General features: G+C 70.9%; 15 protein-coding genes. 10 read left to right on the forward strand and 5 right to left on the reverse strand.

Translation table 11 applies throughout. The features are described from left to right. Position 1: 1 nt before the first annotated feature. From TSH58p_RS16680 to TSH58p_RS16690, 3 genes are all read right to left on the reverse strand, one after another. Positions 2 to 328, reverse strand: a complete 327-nt coding sequence (locus TSH58p_RS16680; protein WP_109069665.1) for a hypothetical protein — start codon at positions 326 to 328, stop codon at positions 2 to 4. Between the two features lie 192 nt (positions 329 to 520). Next, positions 521 to 850 carry a hypothetical protein gene (locus TSH58p_RS16685; RefSeq protein ID WP_236778094.1) on the reverse strand — a complete coding sequence of 110 codons (330 nt, stop codon included), beginning with the start codon at positions 848 to 850 and terminating at the stop codon, positions 521 to 523. Positions 851 to 1,006: 156 nt separating this feature from the next. After that, positions 1,007 to 1,972: an alpha/beta fold hydrolase gene (locus TSH58p_RS16690; protein WP_158282588.1), complete on the reverse strand. Its 966-nt coding sequence runs from the start codon at positions 1,970 to 1,972 to the stop codon at positions 1,007 to 1,009. A 270-nt stretch (positions 1,973 to 2,242) separates the two neighbouring features. On the opposite strand from TSH58p_RS16690, the gene TSH58p_RS16695 reads away from it, so the two are divergent. Both TSH58p_RS16695 and TSH58p_RS16700 read left to right on the forward strand, forming a co-directional pair. Beyond that, a complete protein-coding gene (locus tag TSH58p_RS16695) occupies positions 2,243 to 2,788 on the forward strand; it encodes a MarR family winged helix-turn-helix transcriptional regulator (protein WP_109069667.1) in 546 nt (181 codons plus the stop codon). A gap of 31 nt (positions 2,789 to 2,819) precedes the next feature. Continuing rightward, positions 2,820 to 3,989, forward strand: a complete 1,170-nt coding sequence (locus tag TSH58p_RS16700) for a DUF2336 domain-containing protein (RefSeq protein WP_109069668.1) — start codon at positions 2,820 to 2,822, stop codon at positions 3,987 to 3,989. 15 nt (positions 3,990 to 4,004) lie between these two features. On the opposite strand, the gene TSH58p_RS16705 is transcribed toward TSH58p_RS16700, so the two are convergent. After that, entirely contained in the window at positions 4,005 to 5,471 is a 1,467-nt protein-coding gene (locus TSH58p_RS16705) for a mechanosensitive ion channel family protein (protein ID WP_247873988.1), read from the reverse strand. Positions 5,472 to 5,716: 245 nt separating this feature from the next. Between TSH58p_RS16705 and TSH58p_RS16710 the strand changes: the two genes are divergently transcribed. The 5 genes from TSH58p_RS16710 to TSH58p_RS16730 all read left to right on the forward strand — a co-directional run bounded on the left by TSH58p_RS16710 (position 5,717) and on the right by TSH58p_RS16730 (position 9,730). Beyond that, on the forward strand, positions 5,717 to 6,166 hold the full coding sequence (locus TSH58p_RS16710; protein WP_109069669.1) for a DUF4399 domain-containing protein: 450 nt from the start codon (positions 5,717 to 5,719) through the stop codon (positions 6,164 to 6,166). Positions 6,167 to 6,207: 41 nt separating this feature from the next. After that, entirely contained in the window at positions 6,208 to 6,786 is a 579-nt protein-coding gene (locus tag TSH58p_RS16715; protein ID WP_247873989.1) for a DUF4399 domain-containing protein, read from the forward strand. Positions 6,787 to 6,818: 32 nt separating this feature from the next. Then, a complete protein-coding gene (locus TSH58p_RS16720) occupies positions 6,819 to 8,384 on the forward strand; it encodes a DUF4384 domain-containing protein (RefSeq protein ID WP_109069670.1) in 1,566 nt (521 codons plus the stop codon). A 110-nt stretch (positions 8,385 to 8,494) separates the two neighbouring features. Beyond that, positions 8,495 to 9,379, forward strand: a complete 885-nt coding sequence (locus TSH58p_RS16725) for an OmpA family protein (RefSeq protein WP_158282589.1) — start codon at positions 8,495 to 8,497, stop codon at positions 9,377 to 9,379. 24 nt (positions 9,380 to 9,403) lie between these two features. Beyond that, positions 9,404 to 9,730, forward strand: coding sequence for a hypothetical protein (locus TSH58p_RS16730; RefSeq protein ID WP_109069672.1), 327 nt, complete (start codon positions 9,404 to 9,406; stop codon positions 9,728 to 9,730). A gap of 171 nt (positions 9,731 to 9,901) precedes the next feature. Here TSH58p_RS16730 and TSH58p_RS16735 read toward each other — a convergent pair whose 3' ends face one another. Next, entirely contained in the window at positions 9,902 to 10,138 is a 237-nt protein-coding gene (locus tag TSH58p_RS16735) for a DUF1150 family protein (RefSeq protein WP_109069673.1), read from the reverse strand. A 356-nt stretch (positions 10,139 to 10,494) separates the two neighbouring features. Here TSH58p_RS16735 and TSH58p_RS16740 point away from each other — a divergent pair, with 356 nt between their 5' ends. The 3 genes from TSH58p_RS16740 (at position 10,495) to TSH58p_RS16750 (ending at position 16,275) form a co-directional block, all read left to right on the forward strand. Further along, a complete protein-coding gene (locus TSH58p_RS16740; protein WP_158282590.1) occupies positions 10,495 to 11,679 on the forward strand; it encodes a DUF4384 domain-containing protein in 1,185 nt (394 codons plus the stop codon). A gap of 86 nt (positions 11,680 to 11,765) precedes the next feature. Continuing rightward, positions 11,766 to 13,562, forward strand: coding sequence for an adenylate/guanylate cyclase domain-containing protein (locus tag TSH58p_RS34570; protein ID WP_282183611.1), 1,797 nt, complete (start codon positions 11,766 to 11,768; stop codon positions 13,560 to 13,562). Between the two features lie 145 nt (positions 13,563 to 13,707). Continuing rightward, positions 13,708 to 16,275, forward strand: coding sequence for an SUMF1/EgtB/PvdO family nonheme iron enzyme (locus tag TSH58p_RS16750; protein ID WP_158282591.1), 2,568 nt, complete (start codon positions 13,708 to 13,710; stop codon positions 16,273 to 16,275). The last annotated feature ends 74 nt before the right edge of the window (positions 16,276 to 16,349 follow it).

Below are 16,349 nucleotides of genomic sequence, written 5' to 3' on the forward strand. Positions count from 1 at the left end.
GTCAGTGAAGGAGCCTTGCGCTGCCGGTGATGCGGGGGGCGGAGTCCGCGTCGCGCAACCGCTCGTTCAGCGCCGCGACCTCCTCCGCCAGCTTGAGGTTCGCCTCGGTCAGGGACTGGATGCGCCCCTCGGCGGCCTGCTGCTGGGTGTTCAGGGCGGCGACATTCTCCGCCAGCCGGCGCATCTGCTGGGCTTGGCGGGTGCCGCCCTCGTTGACGCTGCGGCGGATCGAGCCGACGGCGGCCAGGACGATGACGCTGATCGTCGCGCCCGACAGGAGGGCGGCGATGGCCAGAGTCCAGATCCAATCCTCCGATGGCAGTTCCATGGCCGAAGCCGCCCCCCACGTTGCGTCCAGACCATCGGGCGTCCGGACCATCGGGAACGACCGTCCGGTGGACGAAGGGTTTCAGCATCCAATGAAATGTCGAGCGGGTCAAGCCGGGCACCGGAACGGCAAAAGGCCCGGCCGTTGCCGGCCGGGCCTTCTTCGTCGCGAAACGGGTGTTGCGCTCCGCGGTCAGGCGACGGTGTCGTCGACCGGGCGGGTGGCCTTGGCGCGCATGTCCTTCAGGTGGTCGCCGAAGGCGCGCAGGACCGGCATGATCCGCTGCATCTGGTCCGACGTGACGTGGGCGTCGGTCTTCAGGACGATGGTCGGCGCCTCCGACATCAGGCGCTTGGAGCGCATCGGACCGACCTTGTCGTCCATGAACATGGACAGCCCCATCAGGATGCCGAGCGTCACGTCATCGGGCGCCTTGGGCAGAGCCAGCACGTCGTGCAGCTCGTTGAGGAGGGTGTAGGCGACGATGGACGTGCGTTCGATGGTGTCAACGTCGGCGGCCATGGACATCGGCGTAATCCTTGAGGCGCTGAAAGTGTGCGATATGGCCGAAGGTTAGCGCTCGGATCGTAACCAAACTGTTAACCATCCCTCACCCGAGTCGCCACGAGTCGCTTTTTTCGAGTCGCAATCCCCGGTCGCCGAATCAGGAGAGTCGACTCATGAGGCCGCGTGAGCCGACTCGGTGGTCATCGCCCGCTCCACCCGCTCGATGGCGGCCATCACCGCCTCGGGGCGGGCGTGCTGCGGCATATGCCCGGTTTCCGCCAGCAGATGCAGCGTCGATCCGGCAACCGCGTTGTGCAGGCGCACCGCGTGGGCGTGGGGATCGACGATGCGGTCCTCCCGTCCCGCGACGACGGACATCGGGCAGCGGATTTCGGGGTAGCGGGGGGCCATCGCCGCCACACCGGGAATCAGCGCGGCCAGTTGGGCGGCGGCGGCCTCCAGCTGCGTCGGGCGCAGCAGAAGGTCCGGAGGCAGCTGGTTATAGCGGGGCGGCACGGGGTTCGGCTCGAAGATGCGGCGCATCAGCGCCGGCAGGATCAGCCGGTCCAGCGGCGGCAGGACGGTGTGGCTGAGCAGCGGCCCGGCGGCGGGAATGGCCGGCCCCATCAAGGGGAGAAAGTCGAACCGTGGGGTCGGATGGGTGAAGGCCGAGAGGATGACCAGACCGCCGATCTCCTCCGGGAAATCCAGCGCCCAGGCCAGCGCCACCGCCCCGGCCAGCGAATGGCCGACGACGATGGGGCGCTCCAGCCCCAGCTTGCGGGCGGCGGCGCGCAGCAGCGCGGCCTGGGCGGCGGGACCGGCCTCGCGCCGCGGCGTCGCCTCGCTGTAGCCATGGCCGGGCCTGTCGAAGCAGACGCAGCGCCGATGCCGGGCCGCCTCGTCCAGAAGGCTCAGCGCCCAGTCGTCGGCGGTGGTGCCGTTGCCATGCAGGAACACCACGGGGGGCGCCCTGCCGTCCTTCGGTCCCTGATCGAGATAATGCAGGCGGGTGCCGCCGACGCTCATGAAATGGCCGGTCGGCGGGTGCTCCCGCTCCGCCCGGTTGGTGCGCCGGCGGGTGTCCAGCCACAGGCCGGCCAGCAACCCGGCCGTGAGTGCCAAGCCGTTGCGCATCAGCGGACCCTCCGGCAGCGCGCTTGCGGCGTGTCGGAATAGCGTGTGGACTGGGGCATGGCCGGGCTCCTCCGGGTTGCAGGGACAGGGGAGCAACAGGAGGTGGATGGGGCGGTTCCGACGCGCAGGGCCGCCATGTCTCAACATTGTTTCCACAAATTAAACTAAAATCTTATCATTCTTCGGACACAAGGACGGGTGAACCGTCCGCCGTTCGGAATTGGAACGACGCCATACCATGAAGGTTTTTTCCAAAGCGGGAGTATCGCGATGAGCGCCGCCGCCAAGCAGCAGCCGACCCCAGCCGTGCCGGCCAGCACCGTGCCGGACAGCGCCGCCCCGGCGAGCGCGTCCCTGCCCGCCGTCTACACCGACCTTGGCCGCATCATCGAGAGCATGACCCGGCGTTTCCTGGACGTGCTGCGGATGGAACTGGCGCGCATCGGGATCGACGATCTCAGCCCCGGCCAGGCCCTGATGCTGATCAACATCGGCGGCGAGGAGCTGTCGGTGCGCGATCTGCTGGAACGCGGCTACTATCTCGGCTCCAACGCCTCCTACAACCTGAAGCATCTGGTGGAGGCCGGCTATGTCGACCGCTCCGCCTCGCAGCGCGACCGGCGCACGGCGCGGCTCCGCCTGTCGGAGCGCGGCCTGAAGCTGTGCGAGGCGCTGCGCGGGCTGGAGGCGGTGCGGGGCGAGGCGCTGATCCGCACCGACGAGGAAGCCGCCGATCTGGAGACGACTTACCGCACGTTGCGCCGTTTGGAGCGGGCGTGGAGCGATCTTATCCGCTACGATACGCCGGAGTACTGATCCCGAGCGTCCGTTCCGGAAGACCCAGCGCATGTCAAAGCGGTCCCTCAGCCAGAAGGATGTCGAACGCCTGCTGGCCGCACCCGACGCCCAGGCGCGCATCGACACCATGACCCATCTGGTGCGCGACCTGGAGGCGGGGGACCTGGCCGAGGCGGAACGGGCGCTGGCCATGGACATCCTGCAACGTTTCGCCGCCGACGCGGTGACCGCCGTGCGCGAGGCGGTGGCGTGGCAGATCCACAACTCCTCCCTGCTGACGGAGGGGCTGGCGGAGAAGCTGGCCCGCGACGTCGACCGGGTGGCCTTTCCCATCCTGCGCCACGCGGAAAAGCTGAGCGAAGGCTTGCTCCTGGACATCCTGCGCGAACGGCGCCCGGCGAAGGAGCTTGCCATCGCCGGGCGCCGCTCCGTCTCGCCCGCGGTGTCCGACGCGCTGGTGCGCAACGGCAACGTCATCGTCATCACCGAGCTTCTGCGCAACCGGGGCGCGGTCATCGCGGAACCGTCCCTGCACAGCGTGCTGGACCGCTGGGGCGGGGTCGCCACGGTGAACGAGGCGGTGGCGGCGCGGCCCGACCTGTCGGCGGCGGTGGTCGAGAAGCTGATCCTCTTCGTGTCGGAGGAGATCCGCAACCGGCTGATCCGCACCCACCGGCTCAACCCCCGTCTGATCGGCGTCCTGGTCGAGCGGGCGCGGGAGGCGGCGACCCTGCTCCTGCTGAAGCCGCTGACCCCGCGCGAGGCCGACGTGGAGCTTCTCGCCCGCCACCTGCTGATCCGTGGGCGGCTGTCGGCGCCGCTGCTCTTCCGCGCGCTCTGCGCCGGGGAGATCGCGCTGTTCGACGCCGGCATGGCGGTGCGCGCCAACCTGCCGCCGGAAAACGCCCGTCAGCTCGCCTGGGACGGCGGGCCGCACGCGCTGAAGGGGCTGTTCGCCAAGGCCGGCCTGTCCTTCACCCTGCTGAAGCCTTTCCGCGTCGCCATCGCGGTGGCGAAGGCGCTGGACTACCGGGGCGGCGACGAGGGGCGCGAGCGTTTCCAGACGGAGGCCATCGCCACCCTGTTCGACGCCTGCGGCAACAGCCAGGACCGCGAGATTGACGACCTGCTGCTGCAACTGTTCGACCAGACCTCGGCGGAGGTCATCGAGAAGGCGCTGGAGCAGGCGGGCATGCCCTTCTCCCCCCTGAACAGCTGACCCACAGGTTCTGACTCACAGGCTGAAGAAGGTCTTCAGGCGGGCCAGCAGGTCATGCTCGGCCGTCGCCTGGGTCACGGCGGCGGGGACGCTGGCGCGGCGGTGGGCGTCGTTGCGGCGCTGGCGCAGGCCCATCAGGTCGGCCAGCCGGGCGGCCAGCTCCGGACGGCGGCGCAGGATGGGGTCGAGCGTTTCCTTGTCCAGCTCGTAGACCACGGCGTCGGTGTTGGCGATCACCGACGCGCTGCGCGGCTGGCCGGTCAGCAGCGACATTTCCCCGAACACATCGCCCGGCCCCATGTGGTCGAGCAGGAGCGTCCGCCCTCCGAAAGCTCCGCGCACGTCCAGCGCGCCCTCGGCCACCAGGAAGAGGGAGGTCCCGGTCTCGTCCTGGCGCACCACCGCCTCCCCGGCGGCGACGTGGCGCAGGTGCATGCCGGAGGCCAGCTCGGCGATCTCCTCCGGGCGGAAGGCGGCGAACAGGTCGACATGGGACAGCAATTCCTGTCCCAGCCCGTTCGCCGAACAGGCGGGCGCGGCGGCGCGGCGGCGGCGCATCTCCTGCTTCGGGCTGGCCGGCTCCAGCCCGGCGCGGGCCAGATGCTCCAGGATGGTGGTCGCCACGGCGTCGCGGGTCGCGGCCAGCCGGGAATAGTCCGCCACCCAGAAGCGCGCCTGATAGGTGACGCCGTTCAGCGTGATCGATTCCACCACCACGTCGGGCCGCGGCTCGGTGGGGACGGCGTCGCAGCAGACGATGGCCGACAGGATGATCCGCTTGGCGCGGGCCACCGGCACCTCGGCGTCGAGGGTCACCGGCACGCCGGCGCGGAAGCCGCTGCCGGGCTGGCTGTAGTTGGTGATGCGGTTGCCCGCGGCCAGGCCGTTCGGGACCACCAGCGCCGTGCCGTCCAGCGTGACCAGCCGGGTGGCCCGCCAGTTGATCTCGTCCACCCGCCCGGTCACGCCGGGGGTCAGCTCCACCCAGTCGCCGATGCGGTAGGGGTGCTCGACGTTGAGCGCGATGCCGGAAAAGATGTCGGCGATCATGTTGCGCAGCGCGAAGCCCAGCACCGCGATCACCACGCCGGAGGTGGCGACCAGCCCGGTCACCGGCTGCCCCAGCACGAAGGCCAGGATGCCGAGCACCGCCAGCCCGTAGAGCAGCGCGCGCAGCAGGTCGGTGAGAAGGCGCGGCATCGGCGTGGCGCGGGGGTGGCGCGCCACCACGAGGTCGATGACCCGCGACCCCAGCCATGCCGCCGCCAGCCACGCCACCGCGCCGAGCAGCGAGGCCAGCGCGTCCGCCACCATGACGCCCGCGATGGGGGTGATGTGGCCGGACAGCCAGGGCCGCTGCCCTGCCAAACCGGCCGCCCCGAGGGTCAGCAGGGCCGGGACCAGCAGATGGCGCAGGCCGTGACGCGGCGGCGCGCCGGTGGGGCCGATGGGAAGCGGGGCGAGGCGGGATGAATCGGGCATGCGGGACCGGCAACCTCCTGCCCCGTGACCTTCGCACCGGGAGCGGAACCGTCAAGCCCAAAATAGGAATAGGCGGCGAGGCCTCCGTCTTCGCGCAAAGTGGGGTGGCTGGGGAATGCCTTCGCCCCTTAATATTCGGAGGGTGGGGAGAGAAAGGATGAGGTCCGAAAAACCGCGAACATTGTCCGCCCACCAAGCATAAGATTGAAACTCCCAAAGAGAAGAGCCAGAAGAGCGAGGTGTCCATGCCTCATGCCGCCATGATCGTGGCGGCCGCGCTGCTCCTGTTGCCGGGCGCGGCGTCGGCCCAGAACAGCAATTCCCAAGGCACGAATGGGCGTGAGAAGGCACCGGATGGGGCGCGCGCCTACATCATGTGGCCATCCAACGGGACGACCGTTCCGGGCGGCAAGCTCTGGGTCCGCATGGGCTTGCAGAACATGGGCATCGCCCCGGCGGGCATCCGCAAGGAGGACACCGGGCACCACCATCTGCTGGTGGACAGCGACCTCGCCACCTACGACGAACCCATCCCGAACACCAAGCAGTCGCTGCATTTCGGCGGCGGCCAGACGGAGGTGCGGCTGGAACTGCCGCCGGGCCGGCACACGCTCCAGATGATCCTGGGCGACGCGGACCATGTGCCGCACGACCCGCCGATCATGTCGCAGAAGATCACCATCATCGTGCCTTAGAGGGCATCGTGCCGCAATAACAGCGCGACAGGGAGGACGTCATGATGCGCAGCGCCGCGATCACGGTTTTTCTGGCCGTCCTGCTCGCCGCCGGACCGCTGGCCGCGCAGTCGTCGCCGGAGGCCGACCCGCTCGACAAGCCGCTGTCCGACACCACCAACACGCCGCAGCCCGCCAGCCCGGGGCACGAGCATGAAAGCACGCCCTCCACCCCCGACGCGGCGAAGTCCGGACGGACGGCGTCCCCGAAGGACGCCTATCTCTACATCGGCTGGCCCAACGACGGCGAGGTGGTGAAGGGCCGCTTCAAGGTGTGGTTCGGGCTGCGCAACTTCGGCGTCGCCCCGGCGGGCGTGCGAAAGGACAACACCGGCCACCACCACCTTCTGGTGGACGCCGACCTGCCGCCGATGGACGAGCCGATCCCCAACAACCGCAATTACATCCACTTCGGCAAGGGCCAGACGGAAACCTACCTGGAACTGCCGCCGGGGCGGCACACGCTCCAGCTTCTGATGGGCGATGCGGAGCACATCCCGCACGACCCGCCGATCGTGTCCAAGAAGATCACCATCACCGTGCGTCCGGGCGGCGACAGCACGCGCGTGTCGGTCCGCTGATCCAGTCGGGTGAACGTCCAGGGAGTGAGGCCATGGCATTTGTCCAGTGCACCGGTTTCGCGAAGGTGGCAGCCGCCGCATCGCTCCTGCTCCTGGGGGCCTGCGTCACCTCGGGCGAACAGGCGACCCTGGTCCAGAAGCCGAAGACCCCGCCCGTGCGCACCGTGTCCAACTTCAGCGAGGCGTTGCGCTGCATGGACACGCTGATGTGGAACCATGGCAAGCGCGACATCTTCATCACCTCCAACGGCATCCCCGACGCCACGGGCCGGGTGGCGGGCGGCACCAAGGAAATGCTCATCACCGCCGTGTCGCGCATGTCGGAGCGGTCGAACGCCTTCCGCTTCGTCGATTTCGAACCGACGCTGGACGACGTGAACGCGCTCTACTGGATGATCGGGGTGCAGCCCAACTTCCGCGCCCCGTCCTATTACGTCCGCGGCGCCATCACCCAGCTCGACGACAACGTGGTGAGCGAGGCGGCCAGCGCCGGCATCTCCCTGCCCACCGTCGATCTCGGCATCTCCGCCGATCAGGTGATGTCGGTGATCTCGGTGGACCTGAACATCGGGGAGCTGGCGACCCGCCAGATCATCCCCGGCCTGTCGGCCAGCAACTCGCTCGCCATCATCTCGTCGGGCAAGGGGGCGGACGCCGGGGCGGTGATCGGCAAGGCCGGCCTGTCCTTCAACGTCTCGCTCAACAAGTCCGAAGGGCTGCATCAGGCGGTGCGCACCCTGATCGAACTCAGCACGATCGAGGTGCTGGGCAAGATGACCCGCACCCCCTACTGGCAATGCCTGGGGATCGACCAGACCAACCCGGCCTTCGCCGGGCAGGCGCGCGACTGGTTCGACGGCATGGCGCCGTCGCAGCGCGTCGCCTACGTCCAGCGCGTCCTGCTGGCCGAGGGCTATTACGACGGATCGGACAGTGGACAGCTCGACGAGCGCACCCGCGACGCGATTTCCCGCTACCAGGCGGACAACGACCTGATCGCCACGGGGCGCATCGACTTCGACCTCTATCAGCGGATGCTGGCCCAACCGAGTGGGCAAAAGGGGCCGGGGGCGCCGCGCCTGCAATCGGTGTCGAACGCGGGTGGGGAGGGGCTGCCGCGCGCCGCGCCGGCGCCGGCCGGGGCGCCGCCCGATCTGGTCCTCAGTTCCGACCGAGGGCCGCAGCCGCGCTACCGCGCCGGGGAGGCGCTGGTGGTCAAGGTGCAGCCGACGGCCAACGGCTTCGTCTACTGCTACTACCAGGACGCCGCCGGGTCGGTGGCCCGCATCTTCCCCAACCGCTTCCAGCCCGACAGCTTCGTCCAGGCCAACCAGCAGGTCGAGGTCCCGCCGGGCGCGCAGAAGCCCTTCAACCTGCGCATGGACCGTCCCGGCGCCTCCGAGACCATTGCTTGCGTCGTCTCGCCCGACGAACTCGGGACCCGCATCGCCGACCGCTACAAGACCGAGGACCTTCAGCCCATTCCCGGCGCCACCCTGGCGGACGTGGTGGGCGCCTACGGCAGCATCCAGGGGACCAACGTGCGCAGCCGGCAGATGGCCGTGCAGGTTCTGCCCGCCGTGTCGGCGCAGCGGTAAGAGCAGGAAGTTGTGGGCCGGCTCACAGCGTGGGGGCGGGGAACGGGGGTAGAGAAGGGGGCAGCAGAACACCACGCCAGATCATGGCGCCGAATCATGGGAGACCACCGATGCCGCGACCGACCTCCAAGACCATCGCCCGACGGCTGAACGGCGTGGCGCTTCCCGTTCTGGCCCTGCCGATGATCGCCCTGGCCTGCATGGCGGTTCCGGCGCGGGCGCAGACCGTCGAGGGCTCCGGCGGCAACCGGGTCATGATGTTCGAGCGCCCGCCGACGGTGGAGGAACTGCGCGAGGCGGTGAAGCCAAGCCCGGCGCCGGCGGACGGCACGGAACAGCCCAAGATCCGCACCCGCAGCATCGAGATCATCGGCGGCGGCATGAACAGCGCCAACCGCCCGCGTCCGACCGACAGCGTGAACTACGGGGCGCCCGCCCAGCAGCAGGCGACGCCGCAGCCGGGCTACAGCCCGCCGAGCTACAGCCAACCGACCGCCCCGGTGGCGCAGCCGGAACCGGCGCCCCAGCCCAAGCCCAAGCGCGCGCCCGTGCAGGAGGCCGCGGCCCCGCCCGTCGCCCCGCCGCCGGCCGCCCCGCGCCGCTCCAGCGGCGTGCAGCCGGCCACCCTCTCCGCGCCGGAGACCCCGGCGGAGACCCGCCCGACCAACGGCTTCGGCTTCCGCATCAACTTCGCCTTCAACTCCGCCGACGTCCCGAAGGAGTTCTATTCCTACGTCGACGCGGTCGGCGGGCTGATGTCGCAGGACCCGCAACTCCGCCTCGTCATCGAAGGGCACACCGACGCCGTGGGAAGCGAGCAGTACAACCTCGCCCTCTCCGAGCGCCGGGCCGTGTCGGTGGGCGAGTATCTGGTGCGCGTCCATCACATCGAGCCGCAGCGCATCGCCATCGCCGGCCTGGGCAAGAGCCAGCCGCTGACCCCCGACCCGACCGACAGCCGCAACCGGCGCGTCGAGTTCCGGCCGATCCAGTGACCGAGAGGGAAGGGAGGGCGCGCCATGATCCGGAAACTCCTTCTCCTGGTGGCGATCGCGGCGCTCCCCCTCGTCGGGGGCGCCGCCGACGCGACGGTGGTCCGCAAGAAGAGCAGCGACGCGGGCGTGCAGCCCGGCGGCATCGACGTCGGGGTCCCCAAGGGCCGCGTGCGCATCCAGTGCTGGCAGGACGGGGAGAAGATCATCGACGAGACCGATCTGAACGTCCTCTCGCTCAGCATCGCCAGCCAGTTGAATTCGTTGCGTTTCCGCCGGGCGGGCGAGCCGGAGAACAGCCTCGCGGTGGTGACGCGGAACCGGACGGCGTGTTTGCTGAGCCCGAAGGGATGATGAGTGGGTGAGTGTTGCCCCCTCCCTGACCCTCCCCCGCTTCGCAGGGGAGGGAATTGGTGCTGCGCGCACCAAAAAAGCCCTCCCCTGCGAAGCGGGGGAGGGAGGAGACCCACGACGTGGGGAGGGTGGGGGCAAGACCTTGGCCCCCAAGACCTTGCCCCCGACTCCTCAATGCACGCTGACCAGCTCCATCCCATGCTCCTGAAGCGTCGCCCCGGCCGACGCGCGATCGGTGTCCAGCCACAGGCAGGTGCCGTTCGCGGCGTACACGGCGTAGGCGGGCAGGCCGTCGATCTCGACCGACCGCAGATAGGCGACCTCCAGGATTCCATGACGGGCGAAGCGGTCGTCGAACCCGTCGGCGAAGCCCTGGGCGGCGTCGGCTTTGGTGCGGCGGGCGGTCATGGTCGGTCTCCTCGGGCGCTTGGGGCGGACCAACGGGGCGCCGGTCCTGCCCGGCACTCTACGGGGCGGGGCCGGGCCGCGCTGTGGCGCCCGCCACACTCAGTACGTCGGAGGGCCCCCAACTCCTGCGCAACTTTGTGCTGCGTCTCACAGCGGCGGCCGCCGTCCGCCGTCTAGCCTCGGGGGGCCGGCATAGGGCCGGCGCGCATCATTTCGGAGGTCCGACCATGCCCGTACGTTCACGGCGCCAGCCCTTCTTTGGGCCGGGTCCGCAACCCCGCTGTTCCCCCTTCGCCGCCTGGACAGGCGTCCGGGAAACGCCAATGATTCCACGATCCCCGCCGGTGGAGGCCAGCATGGCGCACAGGACCCTGAGCGGACTCGCGGCGGCGGCCCTGACGCTGGCCGCCTTCGGGGCGGTCGGCTTCACCGCCGGCCGCGCGGCGGCGGAGCAGGCGGTGGTCGTCGCCTCCACCGCCCCCGGCTACGCCCAGGGGCAACTGGTCCCCGACGGCGCCGCGGTCAGCGTGCCGGACGGCGCCAACGCCATGTTCCTGTTCGCCAACGGGCGCATGCTGCGGGTGAAGGGGCCGTTCGACGGGCCGCTCGACCGCATGCCCGACGCCTCGGGCTGGACCGGCGTCGGCAGCCTCGTCGGCGGGGAGCGCTTCTTCCAGACCGACCTTGGCGCCGCCCGCGCGGTCGGCACCCCGATGCAGAAGGGGGAGGAGCAGGTCTTCACCCTCGACCCGGGCCGCGCCGGAACCCAATGCGTCAAGTCCGGCGGCACGGTGCTGCTGCGCAAGCCCGCCGACCCGGCGCTGATCCCGGCCACCCTGCGCGCGGAGGGGCGCGAGGCCGCCGCCACGCTGCGCTGGGACAAGGGAGCGGCGGTGCCCTGGCCGCGCGAGCTTCCGATGAGCGACGGCACCGCCGTCTCCGTCGCCGGGCCGGACGGGCGGGTGCGCCACAGCCTGACCCTGCGCGTGATCGCCGCCGAAGGCATCGGGGCGGGGCAGGGCGCGGAGTTGGCCGTCCGGCTGGCCGGCGCCGGCTGCGCGGCGCAGGCCGCGGCCCTGCTCGACCCGGTGCGGGACAGCGTGGCGCCGCTGAATCTCTATCTCGCCACCGACCGCGGCCTCTACCCGACCTACCGGTCCGGCGAGACGGTGACGCTGGTGCTCCAGACGAACCGGGACGCGCATCTCTACTGCTACCTGCGCAACACGCGCGGCCAGCTGACGCCGATCTACCCGCCGGGGCCGTCGGCCAGTTCGCTGGTCGAGGGGCACCGCACCCTGACGCTGGCCGGTGACAGCATGCCGGTGCCGCTGCGCGCGGCGGAGCGGTCGGGCAGCCTGTCCGCCGACCAGGAGGTGCGCTGCTTCGCCGCCGGGCGCGATCTCGGCGCCGACCTGCCGGGGCGTCAGGACGCCTTCCGGCCCCTGTCCGACGAGGCGGCGGCCCGGCTGGAGCGGACGCTCGCCTCGCTGAAGCAGACCGAACTGGTGATGGCGCAGGTGATCCTGCGCGTGGAGTGAGGGCGCCGCCGTTGGGGACATCGGAGGGCAGGCCGGGTTGGGCGAAAGCCCCGTGGCTGGCCAAAGGGCTGGTGGGATTGGCTGCGGTGGTCGGCGTGTCGGCGGCGGCGCTGGGGCTGACCCGGCTGGTGCCGCCGCTGCGCTCCGCCGACGAGAGCTTCCGCGACCTCGCCATCGCCTATTTCACGCCGCCCGCCCCGCAGCATCCCGGCATCGTGCTGGTCACGCTGGGGGAGGACCTGTTCGCCACGCTGGCCTGCCGGTCGCCGGTGGACCGCGGCTTCCTCGCCGATCTGGTGGGAACGCTGGAGGGGGCGGGGGTGCGGGCCATCGGGCTGGACATCCTGTTCGACCAGCCGACCCTGCCCGCGCTCGACGAGCGGCTGCGCCAGCGCATCCAGCGGGCCAGGGTGCCGGTGGTCGCCATCACGGCGCTCGGCGACACGCCGCTGACGGAGGAGCAGCGCCGCTACCTCGGGCGGTTCCTCGACGGCATTCCGCACGGCCACGCCAACCTCGCCAAGGACCGGCTGGACGGCACCGTGCGCTGGCATGTGCCGCAGGGACCGGATGGGCTGCCCAGCTTCCCGGCGCGGATGGCCCAGGTTGCCGGAGGGGCGGCCGGGATGGAGGTCCCGGCGGAGCCCTTCCGCATCGACTGGCACGCCCGCCCGTCGCCGGACGCGCCGCCCTTCCCGACCTATCCGGCGGACATGGTGGGGATGCTGCCGCGCGGCTGGCTGGCCGGGCGGATCGCCGTGGTGGGCACCGTCCTGGTCGGGGTCGACCAGCACCGCACGCCGCTGTCGGTCGCCGGCCTGTCGACGCCGGGGGTGGAGATCCAGGCCCACGCGCTGGCCCAGATCCTCGACGGGCGGACCAGCCGCGACCTGTCCACCGGCTGGGTCGTCGCGCTGGTGCTGGCGCTGAGCGCCGCGGGGGTGGCGCTGGCGCTGGCCGGCTGGCCGGTGTGGGTTCTGGTGCCGGCCAGCCTGCTCGGGCTGCTGGCGCTGTGGGCGGCGGCGCTGGCGCTGTTCGCCCAGGGCGGGCCGCTGGTGGCGATGATGGCGCCGTCCGCCGCGTGGCTGGGCGGCATCGCGGCGATGACCGCGCATCTGTCGCTGAAGGAGCGCACCGACCGCCGCAGCCTGATGCAGCTGTTCGCCAACCACGTCTCCCAGCCCGTCGCCGACGAGATCTGGCGGGAGCGCGCGACCTTCCTGGCCGGCGGGCGTCCCCGCCCGCAGGAGCTGACCGCCACCGTCTTCTTCTCCGACATCGAGGGCTTCACCACCGTCTGCGAGGCGCTGGAGCCGGAGCCGCTGATCCGCTGGCTGGAGGGCTATCTCGACGCCATGGTGCGGGTGGTGGCGGCGCATGACGGGATCGTGCTGCGCTTCATCGGCGACGCCATCCTGGCGGTCTTCGGCGCCCCCGTCGCCCGCACCACCCAGGCGGAGATCGACGCCGACGCCGAGCGCGCCGTGCGCTGCGCCATCCAGATGGGCCGTGAGCTTCAGGAGCTGAACCAGCGCTGGCAGGCGGACGGGCTGCCGGCCATCGGCATCCGCGTCGGCATCCACACCGGGCCGCTGGTGGCGGGCAGCCTGGGCGGGCTGCGGCACATGGAGTATTCGCTGCTCGGCGACACCGCCAACACCGCCGCCCGGCTGGAGGCGCTGGGCAAGACGGTGGACATGCGCTCCTCCCCCCATTGCCGGATCGTCATCGGGGAGCCGACCTGGACGGCGGTGCGGGGCAAGGTGGCCGGACTGCCGGTGGGCGAGATGGCGTTGAAGGGCAAGCGCAAGGCGGTCCGCGCATGGCTGGTCCTCGACCGGGAAGGGGAGGAGGTGCGGCCCGCGGCGGAGGCGGGAGAGTGACCGGGCCTTCTCCGTATTCGGGATTAGGCTGAATGAACGCTTGGTGCGCAGGAATCGAAATATTAAGATCGGGTAATTGGCAATTTTATGCCGATAGGTGCCGGGTATGGGGTGCGCAACCGCCTTCCCACCATGGAGCCGGCCGATGTTCGACGGACCCTTGATGCAGCATTGTTCGGGCAGGGACCTCTGGTCGCTCGCCCCGATCCTGCTGTTGCTGGTCCTGCTCGGCTGGGCACCGGGCGCGGCCGCCCAATCCCCGTCCTCCCAGCCTCCGCCGACCCAGGCCGCCCAATCCCCGGAGAAGCGCATCGCGCTGGTCGTCGGCATCGGCAAGTACGAATTCGCCCCCGAACTCCAGAACCCGGTGAACGACGCCAAGGCCATCGCCGAGGCCCTGCGCAAGCTGCAGTTCGACGTGGACGAGAAGTTCGACATGGACAACCGCGGCTTCGAGCGGGCGCTGCGCGACTTCGGCATCCGCGCCTCGCAGGCCGATGTGGCGGTGATCTTCTACGCCGGGCACGGCATCCAGGTGGGCGGCAACAACTACATCGTCCCGGCGGACGCCAAGCTGGAGCGCGAGCGCGACCTCGTCTACGAGGCGATGCCGCTGAACCTGATGATGGGAGAGCTGTCGCAGGCGCGCAAGCTGGGCATCCTGATGCTCGATTCCTGCCGCAACAACCCCTTCGTGGACCGGCTGAAGCAGGCCGGGCAGAACCGCATCCAGGTCAATTACGGCTTCGCCCGCGTCGACGACACGCCCAGCGACACGCTGGTCGCCATGGCCACCCGCGCCGACCAGCTGGCCGAGGACGGGCAGGGCGACCACAGCCCCTACACCGACGCGCTGCTCCAGCACCTCCAGACGCCGGGGCTGGAGCTGAGCCTGTTCTTCCGCAACGTGCGCGACACCGTTCGGCAGGCGACCAACGGGCGGCAGGAGCCCTACATCTTCGGCTCGCTGGGGGCGGCGCCCTTCTACTTCAACCCGCGCCCGCCGAACCGCCCGCCGGTGCTCGGCGAGATCCGCCCGCTGGAGCTGTCCGACCGCGCCGATGCCGAGCCGCTGCGCGTCGGGCGTCCGACCGATCCCGACGACGACCAGCTCTTCGCCCAGATTTCCGGCCTGCCGCGCGGCGGCAGCGTGCGCATCGGCGACCGCATGGTGCTGATCGGCGACTACCTGACCGTGGAGCAACTGGCCGCCACCAGTTTCAAGCCGGACGCGACGGTGGTGGGGGACGCCGGGCGCTTCGACTTCGCGATCATGGACGGGCGGGGCGGGGTGGTGCGGGGCGGGGTGGCGATCACCATCAAGCCGAGCAACCGCCCACCGGTCGTCGCCGGGGCGCGCACCGTCCGAGCCCTGCCGAACCCCCTGACCATCGAGGCGCCGGTGGACCCCGACGGCGACCCGCTGACCGTCACCGTCACCGCCGTGCCCGACCGCGGCAAGGTGCGCGACGGCGCCACGCTGATCCGCCCCGGCGACCGGCTGCCGGCCGAAGGGCTGACGCGGCTGACCTTCGACCCGGAGCAGGAGAGGGCTGGGGCGGCCGGCGCCTTCTCCTATCAGGTGGAGGACGGCAAGGGCGGCAAGGCCAGCGGCACGGTCACGCTGGAAATCGCCGCGCCGGGAGCCGCTCCGGCGGCGCCGGCGCTGGAGGAATCGCTGTGGCAGATGGTCAAGGGCAGCCGCGAGTCCGCCGACTTCGAGGCCTTCCTGCGGCTGTTCGGCAACGGCACCTACGCCAAGCCGGCGCGGGAGAGGCTGGGCGCGCTCGCCCCCGCCGCCAAGCCGCCGGAGGTCGCCGCGGCGCCTCAACCGCCGCCACCGGCCCAGTCGGCCCCGCCCCAGCCCCCGGTCGTCGAGGCGGCGGCCCCGCCTCTGCCGCCCCAGCCGTCGCCCCAGCCGGCTCCCGCGCCGGAGCAGGTGGCCGCGGCGCTCCCGACCGGCAACGGCAACAGCGCGGTGCGCAACCACAGCAAATCGGCGAGTTTCCAGGATTGCCCGGATTGCCCGGTCATGGTGCGCATCGCGCCCGGCAGCTTCAGCATGGGCAGCGACCAGGGCGACCGCTCCGAACGTCCGGTGCACAAGGTGACGATTGCCAAGCCCTTCGCGCTCGGCGCCTACGAGGTCACGGTGGCCGAATGGCGCGCCTGCGTCGAGGGGGGCGGTTGCACCGGCGGCATGCCGCGCATGACCAAGCCCACCGACAGCACCCCGATCCACAACATCTCCTGGCTGGAGGCCCAGGCCTACGCGAAGTGGCTGAGCCAGAAGACCGGCCAGCGCTACCGCCTGCCGTCGGAGGCGGAGTGGGAATACGCGGCGCGCGGCGGCACGACCGGCCGCTACTGGTGGGAGGGGCAGACGGGGACGCTCGCCAACTGCAAGGACTGCGGCGGCGCGCAGGAGCGGCTGACCCCGGCCTCGGTCGGCAGCTACAAGCCGAATCCCTTCGGGCTGCACGACATGAACGGCGGGGTGGCGGAGTGGGTCGCCGATTGCTGGCACCCGGACTACGCGGGCGCGCCCACGGACGGCAGCGCCTGGACCTCGGCCAACTGCCGGGAGCGCGTGCTGCGCGGCGGCTCCTGGCGGGGCGGCCTGACCGACATCACCGACACGGCGCGGCTGTTCTACGATCCGGACGTGCGGTACCTGAACAACGGGGTGAGGGTGCTGCGGGAGTTAAATTGAGAGGTGGTTGAGTGGGGCCCCCACCCCGGCCCTCCCCCGCTAACGCAGGGCAGGGAGATTTTGGCGAAGCCAGC

Source organism: Azospirillum sp. TSH58 (assembly GCF_003119115.1).
In the GTDB taxonomy this organism is placed as follows: domain Bacteria; phylum Pseudomonadota; class Alphaproteobacteria; order Azospirillales; family Azospirillaceae; genus Azospirillum.